The 18,819-nt window shown below is 64.4% G+C and carries 14 protein-coding genes and 3 tRNA genes; 10 read left to right on the forward strand and 7 right to left on the reverse strand.

The genetic code is table 11. The features are described 5' to 3' along the window. The first annotated feature begins 17 nt into the window (after positions 1-17). Positions 18-1,325 carry a guanine deaminase gene (gene guaD, locus U4Y88_RS08105; protein ID WP_224004240.1) on the forward strand — a complete coding sequence of 436 codons (1,308 nt, stop codon included), beginning with the start codon at positions 18-20 and terminating at the stop codon, positions 1,323-1,325. 150 nt (positions 1,326-1,475) lie between these two features. On the opposite strand, the gene U4Y88_RS08110 is transcribed toward guaD, so the two are convergent. After that, positions 1,476-2,156, reverse strand: coding sequence for a DUF4136 domain-containing protein (locus U4Y88_RS08110; RefSeq protein WP_224004243.1), 681 nt, complete (start codon positions 2,154-2,156; stop codon positions 1,476-1,478). Positions 2,157-2,621: 465 nt separating this feature from the next. Here U4Y88_RS08110 and pepN point away from each other — a divergent pair, with 465 nt between their 5' ends. The 3 genes from pepN (at position 2,622) to U4Y88_RS08125 (ending at position 6,722) form a co-directional block, all read left to right on the forward strand. Beyond that, positions 2,622-5,312, forward strand: coding sequence for an aminopeptidase N (gene pepN / locus U4Y88_RS08115; protein WP_321783421.1), 2,691 nt, complete (start codon positions 2,622-2,624; stop codon positions 5,310-5,312). Between the two features lie 250 nt (positions 5,313-5,562). After that, positions 5,563-6,579 carry a class 1 fructose-bisphosphatase gene (locus U4Y88_RS08120; protein ID WP_310630110.1) on the forward strand — a complete coding sequence of 339 codons (1,017 nt, stop codon included), beginning with the start codon at positions 5,563-5,565 and terminating at the stop codon, positions 6,577-6,579. A gap of 67 nt (positions 6,580-6,646) precedes the next feature. Further along, positions 6,647-6,722, forward strand: a tRNA-Thr gene (locus tag U4Y88_RS08125). Positions 6,723-6,791: 69 nt separating this feature from the next. On the opposite strand, the gene U4Y88_RS08130 is transcribed toward U4Y88_RS08125, so the two are convergent. Next, positions 6,792-8,558: a tetratricopeptide repeat protein gene (locus U4Y88_RS08130; RefSeq protein WP_321783294.1), complete on the reverse strand. Its 1,767-nt coding sequence runs from the start codon at positions 8,556-8,558 to the stop codon at positions 6,792-6,794. Between the two features lie 672 nt (positions 8,559-9,230). Here U4Y88_RS08130 and U4Y88_RS08135 point away from each other — a divergent pair. Both U4Y88_RS08135 and U4Y88_RS08140 read left to right on the forward strand, forming a co-directional pair. After that, the gene (locus U4Y88_RS08135) at positions 9,231-9,380 is read left to right on the forward strand and encodes a hypothetical protein (RefSeq protein WP_167371414.1); all 150 of its coding nucleotides are present in this window, start codon (positions 9,231-9,233) and stop codon (positions 9,378-9,380) included. Positions 9,381-9,740: 360 nt separating this feature from the next. Continuing rightward, positions 9,741-10,331 (forward strand): chorismate mutase, encoded by a 591-nt coding sequence (locus U4Y88_RS08140; protein ID WP_321783296.1) that lies wholly within the window; start codon positions 9,741-9,743, stop codon positions 10,329-10,331. Between the two features lie 31 nt (positions 10,332-10,362). Here the strand turns inward: U4Y88_RS08140 and U4Y88_RS08145 are convergent, their stop codons facing one another. Then, positions 10,363-11,553 (reverse strand): 3'-5' exonuclease family protein, encoded by a 1,191-nt coding sequence (locus U4Y88_RS08145; protein WP_321783423.1) that lies wholly within the window; start codon positions 11,551-11,553, stop codon positions 10,363-10,365. Positions 11,554-11,888: 335 nt separating this feature from the next. Beyond that, positions 11,889-12,092 (reverse strand): cold-shock protein, encoded by a 204-nt coding sequence (locus tag U4Y88_RS08150; RefSeq protein WP_065058198.1) that lies wholly within the window; start codon positions 12,090-12,092, stop codon positions 11,889-11,891. Between the two features lie 412 nt (positions 12,093-12,504). Between U4Y88_RS08150 and U4Y88_RS08155 the strand changes: the two genes are divergently transcribed. Continuing rightward, entirely contained in the window at positions 12,505-12,708 is a 204-nt protein-coding gene (locus tag U4Y88_RS08155) for a hypothetical protein (protein ID WP_224004671.1), read from the forward strand. A gap of 550 nt (positions 12,709-13,258) precedes the next feature. Continuing rightward, entirely contained in the window at positions 13,259-14,440 is a 1,182-nt protein-coding gene (locus U4Y88_RS08160) for a porin (protein WP_321783298.1), read from the forward strand. 105 nt (positions 14,441-14,545) lie between these two features. Here U4Y88_RS08160 and greB read toward each other — a convergent pair whose 3' ends face one another. Continuing rightward, a complete protein-coding gene (gene greB / locus U4Y88_RS08165; protein WP_224004261.1) occupies positions 14,546-15,109 on the reverse strand; it encodes a transcription elongation factor GreB in 564 nt (187 codons plus the stop codon). Between the two features lie 185 nt (positions 15,110-15,294). On the opposite strand from greB, the gene U4Y88_RS08170 reads away from it, so the two are divergent. Both U4Y88_RS08170 and U4Y88_RS08175 read left to right on the forward strand, forming a co-directional pair. Beyond that, positions 15,295-15,371 (forward strand) — tRNA-Arg (locus tag U4Y88_RS08170). Positions 15,372-15,446: 75 nt separating this feature from the next. Next, positions 15,447-15,523 (forward strand) — tRNA-Arg (locus U4Y88_RS08175). 103 nt (positions 15,524-15,626) lie between these two features. Here U4Y88_RS08175 and U4Y88_RS08180 read toward each other — a convergent pair. Then, positions 15,627-16,115, reverse strand: coding sequence for a phage protein NinX family protein (locus U4Y88_RS08180; RefSeq protein ID WP_321783300.1), 489 nt, complete (start codon positions 16,113-16,115; stop codon positions 15,627-15,629). Between the two features lie 253 nt (positions 16,116-16,368). Beyond that, positions 16,369-18,735 (reverse strand): bifunctional (p)ppGpp synthetase/guanosine-3',5'-bis(diphosphate) 3'-pyrophosphohydrolase, encoded by a 2,367-nt coding sequence (locus U4Y88_RS08185; protein WP_321783302.1) that lies wholly within the window; start codon positions 18,733-18,735, stop codon positions 16,369-16,371. Positions 18,736-18,819 lie beyond the last annotated feature (84 nt).

The following is an 18,819-nucleotide window of genomic DNA, read 5'->3' on the forward strand; positions in this document are numbered from 1 at the left end:
CCGGAGACGAAGTACCCATGACTCAATCGGCTTTTCGCGCAAAACTGCTGACGTTCACCGGCGACCCCGCGCAGTCGCCCGACGCCGCCGTGTTCCACGAGGACGGCGTCGTGATCGTCGAGGACGGCCGCGTGGCCGCGTCCGGCGCGTGGTCCGCGCTCAAGGACCGCGTGAGCGAGGGCGCGAGCGTGCACGACCTGCGCGACAAGCTGATCGTGCCGGGCTTCATCGACACGCACATCCACTATCCGCAGACCGACATGATCGCCTCGCCGGCGCCGGGCCTGCTGCCGTGGCTGGAAACGTACACGTTCCCGACCGAGCGCGGTTTCGCCGACGAAGCCGTGGCCGCCGACACGGCGCGCTTTTTCGTCGACGAACTGCTCGCCAGCGGCACGACCACGGCGCTCGTCTACTGCACGGTGCACAAGCAGTCGGCCGACGCGCTGTTCACGGCGAGCGCGGCGAAGAACCTGCGCATGGTCGCGGGCAAGGTGCTGATGGACCGCCACTGCCCCGAGTTCCTGCGCGACACGCCGCAAAGCGGCTACGACGACAGCGCCGAGCTGATCGCGCGCTGGCACAACAACGGCCGCCAGATGTACGCGCTCACGCCGCGCTTCGCGCCGACCTCGACCGAGGCGCAGCTCGAAGCCTGCGAGGCGCTCGCGAAGGCGCACGGCGACATCTTCATCCAGAGCCACGTGGCCGAGAATCTCGACGAAGTGAAGTGGGTGAAGGAGCTGTTTCCGCGTCAGCGCAGCTATCTCGATGTCTACGACCGCTACAACCTGCTGCGCCGCCGCGCCGTCTACGGCCACTGCATCTGGCTCGACGACGAAGACCGCCGCCGCATGGCCGAAACCGGCACGGTCGCGGCGCACTGCCCGACGTCGAATCTGTTCCTCGGCAGCGGCCTGTTCGACTTCGACAAGGCGCAGCAGACGCAGATGCCCGTCACGCTCGCGACCGACGTGGGCGGCGGCACCTCGTTCTCGATGCTGCAAACCATGAACGAAGCGCACAAGGTCGCGCGCATGGGCGGCCATCATCTGACGGCCACGCGCATGTTCTGGCTCGCGACGGCGGGCGCCGCGCAGGCGCTCGATCTCGCCGACCAGATCGGCACGCTCGCGCCGCAAACCGAAGCCGATTTCGTCGTGCTCGATCCGCAGGCGACACCGCTGCTCGCGCGCCGCACCGCGCGCGTGGATTCGCTCGAGGAACTGCTGTTCGCGTTCGCCCTGCTCGGCGACGACCGCGCCGTGTACGAAACGTATGCGGCGGGCGCGCGCGTGCATAGCCGCGCGCAGACGCAGCGCTAAGCCGCCATTGCGACGAAGCGGCCGCTGAAGCGGCACGCTCCTCGCTGCGCGCCAAAAGCAAAGCGCGCCGGACCTTGCGGGTCCGGCGCGCTTTTTTCATCGCCGTCGAATCGACGATTCGTCGATTCGTCGATTCAGCCGACGCGCGGCTTACTTCGCCTGCGCGCTGCCGGGCGCCGAAGCGGGCATCGGCGCGGCCGCCTCGTTGGGCGCGCCGCCGTGACTGTCGAGCGGCAGCTTCACCTCGGTGACCGTGCCGTTCTGCAGCGGGAAGTTGGCGAGCGCGCTGCGCACGAGATACGGCATCACGCGCACGAGCGAGGGATCGTCGCCCGAGGTGCGCGCGGAGACGTTATAGACCTCCTTGCCGCTACCCTTCTCCGTGATGCGGATCGACAGCGCGTGCGAATAGACCGGATAAGTCTGGTTCACATAGCCCGGACCGTACGGACCCCACGGGCCCCACGGATTGAACGGCCCCCAATATGGGCCCGGCCACGGGTTGTAGTACACGGGCTGCGGAACCGTCACGGTGTCCATGCGGCTGCCGTAGGCGAGGCCCACGAGATAGCGCGCCTGCGGCTGGGGCACCTGATGGAACGCCTGCACGGCGAGCCCGTCGGCCACGAGATTCTCGTAGGTCGACTGCTCGATGCTGTGTTCCTGGTCGGGGTTGCGCGCGAACGCATAGGTGCGGGTGGCGTCGCTGCCGCCGTTCCAGGCGGAGAACGCGGTCACCTGGCTCGTCACGTAGGTGGTACAGCCGGACAGCGTCACGGCAAGCGCCGCCAGCATCAGCAGGGCGCGGCGGGTCCATCGGTCGGGCATCATGGTCTTCTCGTTGCAGTAGTGCCAGTGGTGGGAAAAGCGCAGTCGTGGGGACCGCTTGCTTCACCTGTTTGCGATACGAATCGGCGGCCTGGCTTATTCCCTGTCTGTCGCAGTTTCGTAAGCGGCGTTGTAGCCGATTCGCAAGCGCCGCGGCGCGCCAGCCGCGATCCTGGCGGAATCGGGGTCGCGCTCATTTTGCGGCAGCACGATCATACTGACTCGCGCGGCACCGGGAAAGTTCGACGCCCGTCCGCGTCCGCCGACATCGTTACGCTGCGCGACATCCGCGCCACATCCATGATGCGCCTTGCGTGACGCGCCCCGCCGCTTTTTGCCCCGACGGACAAGCGGCGCGAGCCTTTGTACAATGGGGCGACTGGCCACTGCAGGCCACCCCTGCAGGCCACCGCAGCGCAGCTTTCTTCATCCGACCCGAGCCGCTCACCACATTCGCCCATGGAAACCCTGTCCGATACCGCTACGCCTAACGTGATCCGCCGCGAAGACTACGCGCCGCCCGCCTTCCTGATCGACACCGTCGATCTCGAATTCGACCTCGTGCCCGAGCGCACCATCGTCAAGAGCACGCTCGCCGTGCGCCGCAATCCGGCAGCGAAGCACGCCGCGCATCTGGAACTGATGGGCGAGCAGCTCGAATTCATCGGCGCGGCCATCGACGGCCAGCCTTACGAGCACGTGCGCACGCACGAACACGGCCTGACGGTCGAGAACGTGCCCGAGTCGTTCACGCTGACGCTCACGGGCGCCTGCGATCCGGCGGCCAACACGACGCTCTCGGGTCTGTACGTGTCGAGCGGCAACTTCTTCACGCAGTGCGAAGCGGAAGGCTTCCGCCGCATCACCTGGTTCCTCGACCGCCCCGACGTGATGGCTACCTACACCGTCACGCTGCGCGCCGATAAGACCGCCTACCCCGTGCTGCTCTCGAACGGCAACCTGATCGCCGAAGGCGATCTGCCCGACGGCCGCCACTATGCGAAGTGGGAAGACCCGTTCCGCAAGCCGAGCTATCTGTTCGCGCTGGTCGCGGGCAAGCTCGTCGCGCTCGAAGAACGCATCCAGAGCGGCTCGGGCAAGGAAAAGCTGCTTCAGGTCTGGGTCGAGCCGCACGATCTCGACAAGACGCAGCACGCGATGGACTCGCTGATCAACTCGATCCGCTGGGACGAATCGCGCTTCGGCCTCGAACTCGATCTCGACCGCTTCATGATCGTCGCCGTGAGCGACTTCAACATGGGCGCGATGGAGAACAAGGGGCTCAACATCTTCAACACGAAGTACGTGCTCGCGAATCCCGAAACGGCCACCGACGTCGACTTCGCCAACATCGAAGCCGTGGTCGGCCACGAGTACTTCCACAACTGGACCGGCAACCGCGTGACCTGCCGCGACTGGTTCCAGCTGAGCCTGAAAGAAGGCCTCACGGTGTTCCGCGACCAGGAATTCTCGGCGGCGATGTCGGGCGGCGACGAGAACGAAGCCGCGCGCGCCACCAAGCGTATCGAAGACGTGCGCGTGCTGCGCCAGATGCAGTTCGCCGAGGACGCGGGCCCGATGGCGCATCCGGTGCGCCCCGAGAGCTACGTCGAGATCAACAACTTCTACACGATGACCGTCTACGAGAAAGGCTCGGAAGTCGTGCGGATGTATCAGACGCTGTTCGGCCGCGACGGCTTCCGCAAGGGCATGGATCTCTACTTCCAGCGCCACGACGGCCAGGCCGTCACCTGCGACGACTTCCGCCGCGCGATGGCCGACGCCAATGGCCGCGACCTCGCGCAATTCGAGCGCTGGTACAGCCAGGCGGGCACGCCGCGCGTGACCGTCAGCACGCGCTACGACGAAGCCGCGAAGCGCTATAGCGTGACGCTCACGCAGGGCTACGCGAACGGCTCGCCCGCCGCGCGCGAAACGCAGAAGGGACCGCTGCACATTCCGTTCGCGATCGGCCTGATCGGCCCGGACGGCCAGGATCTGCCGCTCAAGCTCGAAGGCGAAAGCGCCGCGAACGGCACGACGCGCGTGCTCGAATTCACCGAGGCGCAGCAGACCTTCACGTTCGCCGACGTGAACGCGAAGCCGCTGCCGTCGCTGCTGCGCAACTTCTCGGCGCCGGTGATCGTCGAGTACGACTACGGCACCGCCGAACTCGCGTTCCTGCTCGCGCACGACAGCGATCCGTTCAACCGCTGGGAAGCGGGCCAGCGCCTCGCCACGCGCGAGCTGCTGACGCTCGCCACGCGCGCGAGCGCCGGCCAGCCGCTGGCGATGAGCGACGCGCTCGTCGAGGCGTTCCGCCGCGTGCTGAGCGACGCCTCGCTCTCGCCGTCGTTCCGCGAACTCGCGCTGATGCTGCCGTCGGAAACCTATCTGGCCGAGCAGATGGCCGAGTCCGATCCGGCCGCCGTGCACGCCGCGCGCCAGTTCGTGCGCAAGCATCTGGCGAATGCGCTCAAGGCCGAATGGCTCGCCGCCTATGAGCAGAACCTCACGCCGGGCGCCTATGAGCCGACGCCTGAAGCCGCCGGTCATCGCGGCCTGAAGAATCTCGCGCTCTCGTATCTCTCGGAAGTCGACGATCCCGCCGACGCGCTGCGTCTCGCCGGCGCGCAGTACGACGCCGCGAACAACATGACCGACCGCGCGGCGGCGCTTTCGGCGCTGCTGAACGCCTCGGCGGCCGCGGGCGGCGACGCCGCGAAGCGCGCGCTCGAAGACTTCTACGCGCGCTTCGAGAACGAGCCGCTGGTAATCGACAAGTGGTTCTCGCTCCAGGCCACGCAGCGCGGCACGGCGCAGCGTCCGGTGATCGAGACGGTGCGCGCGCTGATGCGCCATCCGGCCTTCAATCTGAAGAATCCGAACCGCGCACGCTCGCTGATCTTCAGCTTCTGCGCGGCGAACCCGGCGCAGTTCCACGCCGCCGACGGCTCGGGCTACGCGTTCTGGGCCGAACAGGTCATCGCGCTCGACGCGATCAACCCGCAGGTGGCCGCACGCCTCGCGCGCAATCTGGAACTGTGGCGCCGCTTCACGCCGAAGCTGCGCGATGCGATGCGCGCCGCGCTCGAACAGGTCGCGAAGCAGGCGAAGTCGCGCGACGTGCGCGAGATCGTCGAAAAGGCGCTGGCCTGACGGACGAGCCCTCGATGCGTTGATGCATTGATGCATTGAGCCCGGCACGCTGAGCCGGCCCCGTGAACATCATGGGGCCGGCTTTTTTTCGCGCTTTTTTCGCGGTTTTTTTTCGAATTTTTTCCCCGCCGCAGCCCCTGCCCGGCGCCCCAGGCCGCTGGCTGGCGGCCTTTTTGCCGTTTTACGCACCGGGCAGTCACAGCCCAGCGGGTAGAATTGCGCTATTCCCCAAGCTCCCCGGAGTAATGCAATGGCTTTGCACCGTCGTACCACTCTCACGAAGTACCTGATCGAGCAGCAACGCGAGCACAAGAACCTGCCCGCCGACCTGCGTCTGTTGATCGAAGTCGTCGCACGCGCGTGCAAGGCGATCAGCTTCAACGTCAGCAAGGGCGCGCTCGGCGACGCCCTCGGCACGGCGGGCAGCGAAAACGTCCAGGGCGAAGTGCAGAAGAACCTCGACATTTTGTCGAACGAAATCCTGCTCGACGCCAACGAATGGGGCGGCAACCTCGCGGCCATGGCGTCCGAGGAAATGGAAACGTTCTTCCCGATTCCGGCCAACTATCCGAAGGGCGAATACCTGCTGGTGTTCGATCCGCTCGACGGCTCGTCGAACATCGACGTGAACGTCTCGATCGGCACGATCTTCTCGGTCCTGCGCTGCCCGGACGGCCAGCAAGCCACCGAGGAATCGTTCCTGCAACCGGGCACGAAGCAGGTCGCGGCGGGCTACGCCGTCTACGGCCCGCAAACCGTGCTCGTGCTCACCACCGGCAACGGCGTGAACTGCTTCACGCTCGACCGCGAACTCGGTTCGTGGGTGCTCACGCAGAGCAACATGCGCATTCCCGAAGACACGCGCGAATACGCGATCAACGCCTCGAACGCGCGCCACTGGTATGAGCCGGTCCAGCAGTACATCGGCGAACTCAACGAAGGCAAGGACGGCCCGCGCGGCGAGAACTTCAACATGCGCTGGATCGCCTCGATGGTCGCCGACGTGCACCGCATCCTGAACCGCGGCGGCATCTTCATGTATCCGGCCGACAAGCGCGATCCGTCGAAGCCGGGCAAGCTGCGCCTGATGTACGAAGCGAACCCGATGTCGTTCATCGTCGAGCAGGCGGGCGGCGTGGCCACCAACGGCACGGAACGCATTCTCGACATCCAGCCGACCAGCCTGCACGAGCGCGTCGCGGTGTTCCTCGGCTCGAAGAACGAGGTCGAGCGCGTGACGCGTTATCACCTCGACGCGAAAAAATGAAAAAAGATGGGGAAAGGGCTTGCATTCTTTCGGCCAGTTTCCTATAATCTTTCTTCTCTGATGTGACGCCGGAATAGCTCAGACGGTAGAGCAGCGCATTCGTAATGCGAAGGTCGGGGGTTCGATTCCTCTTTCCGGCACCACCAAGTTTCATCAAAAAGCCCAGTCTTCGGACTGGGCTTTTTGTTTTCCGCCTCCGTTTTCCCCCGCTTCTAGCGCTGAGCGGCCAGCGCGAGTAACGTCACGCACGCCACGCGCACCGCCTCGACCACATCATCCCAATTGCCCAGCTCGCGCTGCCGGAAAAGCCGCGCCGACGGATACCACGGACTGTCCGCGCGATCGCACATCCAGCGCCAGTCGGTGCACAACGGCAACATGACCCACACCGGCACGCCCGCCGCGCCCGCCAGATGCGCCACCGAGGTATCGACGGTCAGCACCAGATCGAGCGATTGCGCGATCGCGAGCGTGTCGTCGAAGGTCGAGATCTCGGGGCCGAGCGCCGTCATGTCGATGCCGGCGGGCAACGCGGCCAGTTCGCGCTCCGCCGCGCCCTTCTGCAACGCAAACCATGAAACCGCCGCGCCGCCGGGCGAAGGCAACATCGCGGGCAACAGCGCAGCGAGCTTCATCGAGCGATAGCGGTCGAGGTCGTAACCCGGATTGCCGGCCCAAACGAGCCCCACGCGCAGACGCCCAGGCCTGCGCGGCGCTGCCGCGTCGAGCCGGTCGGACCAGCGCGCGACGGCATCGGGTTCGGCGGAGAGATACGGCATGGCGCCCGGCAGCGTATCGAGCGTCATCGCCATGCGTTCGGGCATGCGGAACATGCGGCACCAGTAGTCGTACGGCCCCGGCGGCAACGCGGCACTCGCGCGATGCACGCCGCGCGCGCGACTCGCGATGCCGACCAGCGCCGCGTCGACCCAGACATCGACGATCGCGCCGCGCCGTGCGAGCCAGTCCGCGCCACGTAGCAGTTGCACCTGATCGCCGAGACCTTGCTCGCCCAAGAGCAGAAAACGCCGTCCGTCCACCGGCTCGCCCTGCCACTCGGGAAACGGCGGTTGCGCGAGCGTGCGGTTGTGCGCCAGGCGCTCGTGCCAGCGATACTGCTTCCAGCCCGCCTCGTACTCGCCGTCGCGCAGCAGCGAAATCGCGAGATTGAACTGGATGTTGGCCTCGTTGGGCGCGAGGCGCGCAGCCTCGACGTTGTGGCGGCGCATGCCCGCGTGGTCGCCCTGCATGTGCAGCGCGTACGCGGCGTTGTGATGAAGCAGCGGCAACGTGGCGTCGATGGCCAGACCTTGCCGCGCGACATCGAGCGCGTCGGCGAAGCGATCGAGGCCGTTCAGCGCAAACGCGAGTTCCTTGAGCGCCACGGCATCGCTCGCGAAGCGCGCGCGGTACGCGGCGATCAGCGCATCGATCTCCGTTTCGGGCGCGGGCGCGAAGCGCGCCAGCGCGTTGAGCAGATCGACGCCGTCTTGCTGGGTCGCATCGTCGAGCGACCACGCGTGGCGCAACGCCTGCGCGGCTTCGTCGATGCGCCCCGCTTCCTGATGCAGATCGCCGAGACGGCGCGCCGCATGATGCAGCCGGGGATCGCACGCGAGCGCTTGCCGATAGTGCTCGCACGCTTCGTCGGCACGGCCGGCGAGCTTGAGTACATCGGCAAGATTGCGATGCTGGCTCGCCGTGCCGCCCGAAAGACTGAGCGCGCGGCGATAGCACGCCTCGGCGACGAGATGTTCGCCCGCAAGCGCCGCGATCAGTCCGCGATGCTCCCAGAGCGTGGCGTCGCCAGGCGCGAGGTGAAGCGCGCGATCCAGCGTGTCGCGCGCACGCGCGGTCTCGCCCGCGCGAAAGGCGGCGAGCGCGTGCCGATGCAAGTCGGCCGCTGTGGCTTCGTTGATGGGCAGAGCTGAGGGCAGCGCTGGGGACAGTGTCGAGTCTGCGGAATGCGGGTCGTTCATGAGGCGTCCAGATCGCGTGCGCGCCGCGATGCGGCGGTCGTGCGCATCGGCTTCGTCGGCCGCGCTTTTGAAGATAGCCGTGCGCGCCGTCGGATCGAATCGGACGTTTCTGAAATGACGGCGCGAAGCGCGCTCCGGTACGCAGATGAGGGAACACAACGCGCTCAGCCGCGTTTAATCCTGCATTCCTGCGAATTCGCTCAATAAATCCGTCTGAAAAGCGCTTCCAGCGAGTCATTAATCATCAGACTCGACAGAAACGATCGCTTACGTGTTTTAAATGTATTTAAAGATCTCGCGTCAACGAACGTTCATAATCGATCGTTGTAGAGAGATGGACTTGAGCGCGGGGGACCGAACCGGGCGTCCAACTTGACGAGCTGCCTGGAACGCCCGCCTGGCGGGGCATTAACGGGATACGTGATGGACGGTGGGACGGACTGCGGCAAAACCCTGGTCTATAGCGCACGCGCATTCATCCGTTAAATACCTGAATGCGGGCGAATTGGAACAATAGACGGGAATCCAAAAGATTATATTCCCGGACGCTCGATAAAATCGATCGCTGTGCGAAGAAAGCAACAGACAGATCGGAAAAGCACCTTTGCTCTGACGAGCACTAGCGCGACGGAAGGACCGAGCCGGATAATCGGCTTACATAGGAGAAAGATCATGGACGCCAAACCGCCAAAGCTTCCGACCCCGGACCAAGTTTTCAGCCCGGATCCGGAACCGGTGGCCGTCGAGTTTCTCGGCGACGAATTGCCCGCTCACGTGCGCGCATTCCTCGACGAGCAACGTAAGGCACACGAACAGAAGTGACGGGGAAGCGCAGTCGCGCGACGCAAGCGGCACGATGGACCGCCCCGCTTGCCGCTCGCGCGTGCGAGTCGCGCCTGGCTGACGGCGCCGCCGCGAACGATCGCGGCGCGCGCGTGGCGCTGGGCGCACGCTGACCACAAGCTGTACGCGCAAAAGCCGCTCGCGCGGCGAATGTGTGCGCTCGTGCGCGCTCGCGTGCTTTCGGACCATCGCGCCCGGCCAACTTCCCGGCCTGCACGCTCCCTGCATCGCCGACATCGTCGCTCCGCTTCAACGCCGCGAGCCGCGAATTCCGGGCACCACGTCCTCAACCGGCTATCCTTCGCTTTTCCCTCATCGGCCAGCCGGCCTCTTCGTGCAATGACCTTCCGCTTTCGCGCCCTCGCGTCCTGCGCCGCCGCCCTCCTCTTCGCCTTGCCCGCCGTCTCGGCCCATGCCGACGGCGACGACACCGCGCTCACCAATCTCGTCGCCCTCGTTTCGCAGCGCCTCGCGCTCGCCGAGCCGGTCGCGCACTGGAAGTGGATCAACCATAAGGCGATCACCGATACGCCGCGCGAAAACGCCCTGCTCGCCGACGTGCAGAAGCGCGCCGCCGCGGCCGGTGTCGATCCGGCGTTCGCGCGCGCGTTCTTCCGCGATCAGATCGACGCGAGCACCGACGTGCAGAACGCGCTGTTCGCGACGTGGCGCTCCTCGCAGCCGCCCGCCGAGCCGGCGCCCGACCTCGCGACGGTCACGCGTCCGCAGCTCGATCGGCTCACGGGTCAGTTGATCGGCGCGCTCGCGCGCGCGCAAGCCACGCGCATGGCGGACGATTGCCCCGCGCGCGTCGCGCGTGCGGTGGCGAACTGGAAGGAATTGACGCGCTACGACTCGACGCGCGCCGACGCCATGACGCGCGCGCTCGGCCACGTCTGCGAGACGGGCGGCGTGGGCGGCATGGCGTAAGCGCGAACGCGCGAGTTCTTAAGCGTTAGCGTTAGACGGCGGTCGTCAGGCCGTCGTCGACAGACGCGGACGAGGACGCCGGCAAGGGCAAGACGCGCAAGACGCGTTCGAAACGCGTCTGCAGAATGCGCCAGGTCGTGAGTTCGAACGCCGGCTCGCGAGTCGCGGCGCAGAGCATGGCCGCTTCGGCCTCGTTCGCGACGGCGCCCAGATAGCACCAGCGGTCGATCAGATGGAACACGGGCGCAGCGCTCGCGGCGTCGCCCTCTTCGATCAGTACGGCGCCGTCGAACGGCCAGGGCGCGGACAGCGGATCCTGCTTCGACACGCGCGGCACGCGGTTGAACGACGGCCGCCACTGCGCGATCCAGCGCGCCTCCACGAGCAATGCGCCAATCTCGCCGCCGGTGGCCTGCCATTCGACGCGGCGCACCTGCTGCGCCATGCGCTGCTCGCGCGCCGAACGGCGCTCGCCCGACAGATGCGAGCGCACGCGCTGGCGCACCCGCACGCTGCGTCCCACGTAAAGCGGCGCCTCGTTCTCGCCGAAAAACGCGTACACGCCGTGACCGGCCGGCGCGGATTCGATCAATTCGTCGGTGATGTCGCCCGCGAGACGGTGACGGCGGGTGAGCCGGTCGATCTGCGTGGCGAGCATCTGCGCGGGCACGAGGCCCGGCAGGCGCTGCCAGAATTGCCAGAGCAGATCGGCGTCGGCGAGCGCGCGGTGGCGGTCGGCGGGCACGAGCGCGTGGCGCTCGACCAGCGCGTCGAGTCCGTGACGCTTTTCGGACGGAAAGAGCGCGCGCGAGAGGCGCACGGTGCACAGCACGTCGGGATTGAACGCGATACCGGCGCGCTCGAATTCGGCGCGCAGAAAGCCGCGGTCGAAACTCGCGTTGTGCGCGACGAACAGCTTGCCGGCGAGGCGCTCGAACAGCGCGGGCGCGATCTCGGCGAACGTGGGTGCGCCGCGCACCATCTGATTAGTAATGCCGGTGAGCTGCTGAATGAAGGGCGGGATCGACTGCTGCGGATCGACGAGCGAACTCCAGCGCGTGGCCTCGCCATCCTTGACCTCGACGACGCCGACTTCGGTGATGCGATGCTCGCCCACGGAGCCGCCCGTCGTTTCGAGATCCACGAAGACCAGCGGAACGTCGCCGGACGAGCGTTCGGCGCTCAGTTCGGCGCTCAGTTCAGCGCTCGATTCGGCGCTCATGGAGGTGTCGGACATGGTGAAACAGTAAGACGTGAAAAAGAAATCCGCCCAAGTATGCACCGTTTGGACGAAGCGCGCTGGACTTCCCGGCGATTTCCACGGATAAGACCCCGACGCGCGCACCCGGTCTTTAATTCTAATTGACGAGTTTTTTTGAATCGGGGTTTTCCCGCGAATCTTAATTACTGAGCGGCGATTATTACGCGGCTTTCGCGTCATTCATGCGAATCCAGAAACAAAAAAGCCCTGGTTTCTCCAGGGCTTGTTCGTGCGGCAAGCAGACGCGCAGACTTGGACATGCAGCCTTTCGCGCCCGCTGGCGCAGCGCACCCGGCTTAGATCGGCTGGATGTTCGCGGCTTGCTTGCCCTTCGGGCCAACCTTGACGTCGAACGACACGCGCTGGTTTTCCTTCAGCGACTTGAAGCCGTCTGCGCGGATCTCCGAGAAGTGCGCGAACAGGTCGTCGCCGCCGGCGTCCGACGTGATGAAGCCAAAGCCCTTTGCATCATTGAACCATTTGACAATACCGGTTTCCATGTTTCCGTTTCCCTCAAAATTTAATGACGCGGGCACTATCCTCACGCCGAATGCTTTGCTGAATCACTTCCTTTTCCTGCGACAATTCAATTACCGCTAAAGAAGTAAATCAGAAGTGCCGTTATACGGGGAACGACAATCGCCAGTCAAGCGAATTTTTTATAACAGCATTCCCGTTTTCGCGATAAACCCGCACGCATCAAAAAACGCACAAAAAATATATGCAAGCGGAATGATTATCGGAGACGCGGCATCGGCGGCATCTTTATCCGCTTAATTACCTGACTTCGGTATATGTCGGGAAAATTTCCCGAAGTGTAACAATTGGTGTCAAACGTAAGTGTTTTTACCGGTTGTTCGAGTATTACGTTCAACTCATCATGAATACGTTCGCGTGCAAAGGGAGGTCATCATGCTGACGACTCTGCGACGTTGGATGCATTGGCTCGTGGAAATCGACGGTCCCGATCAGGCCACCGCCGGTGAGCTCGACACTTATGGTCCGTGGCACGGCGATCACTGGCACAACCTGCTGTGTTCCCCGATGGACGCCCGGCACTATGTAATGGAAGACTGGAGTCTGCAATCCGAACCGCCCGAGGAGCGTGGTCGTTAGGGCAGACAGGATGCGAGGCGGGGCGCCATGTCCCGCTGCTAATTGGCGGGCAAAAAAAAGCGCAGCCAATGGCCGCGCCGACAAAGGTTTGGAGATCTTTTTCGTCAACGAAAAAGTCTGCTTCGGAAAGCAGTGAGTTCAGTATAGCGGCAGCGTTCTGGCGCATTAACTGTACGCAGCACAATCATCTGTTACGTTGCACGCAATAATCCTGCTTAACCGTGATTTACGTTGTTTTTCGCAATCAATTGTTGTAGCGATCGCACAACGCCATTCGGTTGACACTCCCCACCCGCGCTCTGCAATCCCTCTGAAAGCCCCATCCAGCAAGGCGGAAACGAAGATCCGGTAACCATTTCCAAATCCGCAATACTTTATTGCGCAAATCGGAATGCCTGCTTTCCGAGCACCGTCTCTACACTCTGCCTGTCCGGAAGCCGACTTCGACGGATTTACGCGCCACGCGAGTTCGCCTCTCGCTGCCAATCGCGTGGACGGCTTCCCAAACAGGGTTCGACGAAACCCACCTCTGTTCTCGGAGTTTACAAAGATGAAAAAGACTCTCATGGTCGCTGCCCTCACGGGCGTTTTTGCAACGGCAGCACACGCTCAAAGCAGCGTCACGCTGTACGGCCTGGTCGACGCCGGCATCACCTACGCGAACAACTCGGGCGGCCACAGCCTGTGGAAGGCTTCGAGCGGCACCGTCAACGGTAGCCGTTGGGGCCTGCGTGGTTCGGAAGACCTCGGTGGCGGTCTGAAGGCCATCTTCACGTTGGAAAGCGGCTTCAACATCATGAACGGCACGGCAGGTCAGTCGAGCCGCATGTTCGGCCGTCAAGCGTTCGTCGGTCTGGCAAGCAACCAGTACGGTGCTGTCACCCTCGGTCGCCAGTACGACTCCGTCGTCGACTACCTGGCTCCGCTGTCGAACACGGGTACGCAATACGGCGGCACGATCGCTGCTCACCCGTATGACAACGACAACCTGAACAACTCGATCCGTTTCAACAACACGATCAAGTACAGCAGCGTCAACTATGCTGGCTTCAAGTTCGGCGGCACGTACTCGTTCTCGAACAGCAGCGAATTCGCGAACAACCGCGCGTACAGCTTCGGCGCAACGTACAACTGGGGCGGCCTGAACGTCGCAGCTGGCTACCTGCAGCTGAACAACGACGTCACGAGCGCAACCTTCGCGAACGGTCTGCCGACCTCGGGCGCAAACGGCTCGCAAACCGGCGAATGGACGTTCCTGGCTGGCCGTCAACGCACGTTCGGCGGCGGCGTGAACTACACGTTCGGCCCGGCAACGGCTGGCTTCGTGTACACGCAGACGAACCTGTCGGACGCAAACGGCGGCGGCATCTCGGGTACGCAATCGGGTACGGGCACGGGCTCGACCGGCGGCATCGCTTTCCGTGCTGACAGCGCGCGCTTCCAGAACTTCGAAGGTAACATCCGTTACGCTCTGACCCCGGCCCTGAGCCTGGCTGGCGCGTACACGTACACCCGTGCAAACCTGGGTGGCGGTGTGAACCCGAACTACAACACGGTCGCTCTGCAGTCGGACTACGCACTGTCGAAGCGCACGGACGTCTACCTCCAAGGCGACTGGCAACACGTGTCGGACAACTCGGCCAACATCGGTGCTTACCTGAACGGTCTGGGTTCGGCTTCGACCCGTCAAGACCAGATCGCTGTGACGGTTGGTATGCGTCACCGCTTCTAAGCTTCACGCCGCTGGCCGCTTCGGCCAGCTGTGTAGCTGAAAAAGGCGCCCTCGCGGCGCCTTTTTTTCGTTTACCGATCCGGCAGAGCCGGAGGGATAAAGCGCCTACGCGCCGGGCGCCGGATACCGCACATCGAGCACGTCGATGGACGCCGGGCCCGTAGGCGTATGCAAGGTCACCTGATCGCCGATCTTCGCCTTCAGCAAGGCGCGTGCGATCGGCGAGATCCAGCTCACGTGGCCGCGATCCAGATCGATTTCGTCGACGCCGACGATCGTGATCGTATGCGACTCGCCGTCCTCGGTGCCGTACTCGACCGTCGCGCCGAAGAACACCTGATCGACGCTCTCCTGACGGCTGCTGTCGACCACCTCGGCCAGATCGAGCCGCTTCGTCAGGAAGCGGATACGCCGGTCGATTTCGCGCAGCCTGCGCTTGCCGTAGATGTAGTCGCCATTCTCCGAACGGTCGCCATTCGACGCCGCCCACGAGACGAGCTTGACCACCTCGGGCCGCGCCTCGTCGAGCAGATGCAGCAGTTCACTGCGCATGCGCTGGTAGCCCGCGGGCGTCATGTAGTTCTTGGTCCCGGCGGGAATCTCGGGGTGACCGGCTTCGAGATCGTCGTCGTCGTTGTCGGTCGATTCTTTGACAAAGGCCTTGTTCATGATGGTTCGATACGTTCGATGCGCTGCTGTACTGACACGCCTGCTTCAATGCCACGAAGGTTGCGGGACACCGCGCGCCCGGCGCTGCGGCCCCAGCCTTCAGGGTACACGAAGCGCGTCTGCAAACAAATTGCGATAAGGGGCTTCCATTTCCCGAAATCGGTGCTATACTCTCTTTTCTGTGTGCGGCTGTAGCTCAGTTGGATAGAGTACTTGGCTACGAACCAAGGGGTCGTGGGTTCGAATCCTGCCAGCCGCGCCACCTTTTCAGAGTTTTGCGTCAGTTTTATCGCGCAGGTCTCCAGTAACACTGCAGTAAGTAGTATCGTTTTAGCGTGCGGCTGTAGCTCAGTTGGATAGAGTACTTGGCTACGAACCAAGGGGTCGTGGGTTCGAATCCTGCCAGCCGCACCACCTTTCGAAGGGCCTTCCTGATCAGGAAGGCCCTTTGTCTTTCTAGCTGCGTTTTTCGTGCAGCGTCCCGGCTGCTCCCCTTCTCTACCTCGCACCCTCCGCTCTAACGCGGCTGCGTGCCGATATCGCCGATCTGTCCATCGGGACGCGGCAAATCCTCCACGTCGCCCACATTGGCCGGTTCCGCCGCCAGCTCCGTGCCGATGCCGGAGAGCGCCTGCGGCTGGCGCAGCACAGCGCCCACCTCATCACCGAAACGACTGGCCACGAACGCGCGCAGCAGCACCTCACGCATCGTCGCGCCCTGCGCTTGCGCCGTGCGATGGCTGCCGGCGAACTCGGCCACGCAGATCACCGTCTCGCCGTCCCGATGCTCACGCACATCCAGACGCTGCGTGCGGTCGAGCACGACGCCCGCGGCTTCCCACGATGTAGACGGCTCGAAGCGACCGTCCCACGGCCGGCCGCGATCGTTGCCGCGCACGGCGACGGTCTCGCCGCTATCGGTGAAATAAATCTCGCGCACGAAGTCGGGCAGGCTGCGCGCCACCCAGTAGTCGAGCGCGAGGCCGGTGAGATCCGCTACGTTCATGGCGTGTCCTCGCTTCCGGTTGAAGAGGTTCGAGGCGGCGCGAGAGAGCCGCGCCTGCGGGCCGCAGAAAGCCGGGCCAGAAAGAGAGACAGAGATGGGGCAGAGCCGCCCAGGCGCCGCGAAGATGGCGGCCCGTGCTGCGGCCCGTTCCTGCCGGCGCGCGCGGGCGAGCGGCTCGCCTGTCGTTAAACGCTGGTCACAGGCTGGTTAAGCGCTACCTAAGTGCCACCTAAGCGCCAGTCAAACGCCGAAGTCAGTAATCGGCGCGTTCGCGGTCGATGCGCATGCCGCCGTCGTGACGATGATGCCCTTCGTCGCTCGGCCGCTCGCGCGTGATGCGCATCACGTCCGGGTTCGTGCGCACGCGGCGCATGACGTTCGCGAGGTGCACGCGGTCGCTCACCTGGATCACGAAGCGCAGCATGTTCGACTCCTGCGCGAGATCGTCGTCCATGGCGATGTGCACGATGTTCGCGTCGGCGGACGTGATGTCGGCAGCCACGCGCGCGAACACGCCCTTGGTGTTCTTCACGAGCACCTTCACGGCAACGTCGAACAGACGACCAGGCTGCGGCGCCCACGCGACGTCGATCCAGCGGCCCGGATCGCGGCGATGGATGCGCTGCGCCACGCGGCAGTCGGTCGTATGGATCGCCATGCCGAGCCCGATGCCGATGTAACCCATGATGTCGTCGCCCGGAATCGGACGGCAGCAGGCCGAAAGCTGCACCGACATGCCTTCGGTGCCCGTGATGACCACAGGCGGCGCATGCGGAGCGTTCGGATCGCGCGGCGCATGGTGATGGTCTTCGTCGTCGGCGTCGAGGCCGGTCACCAGCACCTCGATGCGCTTGGCCATGACCGCCGCCACGCGTCGGCCAAGGCCGATGTCCGCGAAAATTTCCTGGCGATTCTTGTTGCCGGTCCACTGCACGAGCTTTTCCCAGACTTCCGGCGTGATCTCCGAAAGCTGGTAGCCATAGCCCTTGAGCGCCTGGTCGACGAGACGCTCGCCAAGCTGCACGGACTCCGTGAGCCGCATCGTCTTCAGGTAGTGACGGATCGCCGAGCGCGCCTTGCCGGTACGCACGAAACCGAGCCACGCGGGATTCGGCTTCGAATACGGCGCGGTGATCACTTCGACGATATCGCCGCTCTTGAGCTCGGTGCGCAGCGGCAGCAGCTCGTTGTTGATCTTCACGGCGACGCACTGGTTGCCCAGGTCGCTGTGGATCGAATACGCGAAGTCGAGCGCCGTGGCGCCGCGCGGCAGCGCCATGATCTTCGACTTCGGCGTGAATACGTAGACGGCGTCCGGGAACAGGTCGATCTTGACGTGTTCGAGGAACTCGCTCGAATCGCCCGCCTCGCTCTGGATGTCGAGCAGCGACTTGAGCCACTGATGCGCGCGCTTTTGTACGTCGTTCAGGTCGGCGCCGCCGTTCTTGTAGAGCCAGTGCGCGGCCACGCCCGCCTCGGCGATCTCATGCATCTTGCGCGTGCGCACCTGGAACTCGATAGGCGCGCCAAACGGGCCGACGAGCGTGGTGTGCAAGGACTGATAGCCGTTCACCTTGGGAATGGCGATGTAGTCCTTGAACTTGCCCGGCACCGGCTTGTAGAGCGCATGCAGCGCGCCGATGCACGTATAGCATTCGAGCGCCGACTCGACGACCACGCGAAAGCCGTACACGTCGAGCACCTGCGAGAACGACAATTGCTTGTCGCGCATCTTCTTGTAGATGCTGAAGATGGTCTTCTCGCGGCCGGTGACTTCGGCGTCGAGCTTCGCGTCGCCGAGCGCGCGCTGCACCGCTTCCAGGATCTTGCTGACCACTTCGCGCCGGTTGCCGCGCGCGGCCTTGACCGCTTTTTCAAGCGTGGCGTAGCGGTTCGGGTTGAAGTTCTGGAAGCTCAGATCCTGCAACTCGCGATACGTGTTGTTCAGGCCGAGCCGGTGCGCGATGGGCGCGTAAATATCGATGGTCTCGCGCGCCACGCGGCGGCGCTTTTCGGGCGGCACCGCGCCCAGCGTGCGCATGTTGTGCAGCCGGTCGGCGAGCTTCACGAGAATCACGCGCACGTCGCGCGCCATCGCGAGCAGCATCTTGCGGAAGTTCTCCGCCTGCGCTTCCTCGCGATTGCGAAACTCCATCTTGTCGAGTTTCGAGAGGCCGTCGACCAGTTCCGCGACCTTGGCGCCGAAGCGCTCGGCGATCTCCGCCTTGGTCACGCCCTGGTCTTCGATCACGTCATGAAGCAGCGCCGCCTGGATGGCCTGGGCGTCGAGCTTCCAGCCGGCGCAGATTTCCGCGACGGCGACGGGATGCGTGATGTAGGGTTCGCCACTCTGACGATACTGCCCGAGGTGGGCTTCGTCGCTGAAGTGAAACGCCGCTTTGACTTCCTTGATTTCCTCAGGTGTGAGGTAACCGGAAAGCGCTGCGGTCAGATTGGCGATGGAGACGACCCCGTGCTTGCGGGGCTGCTCCGGTGTGGCGGTCGGCCCGAACAGATGACGAAACGACTGTTCGAGGACCGCGTCGATGTAATTGCGCGCGGGGTTCGCGGCTTCCGCTTCCTGGTCCACGTCGGTGGCCGGCGAGGGCGTGGTGCTCATGTTCCCCTCCGTTTCAGGTCAGGCGTTAGCGGTTAGCGCGAGAGCAATGCCCGGCAAACGCCGCCCGGCACGAATTACACGACG

Source organism: Paraburkholderia sp. J94 (assembly GCF_905220285.1).
Lineage (GTDB): Bacteria > Pseudomonadota > Gammaproteobacteria > Burkholderiales > Burkholderiaceae > Paraburkholderia > Paraburkholderia tropica_A.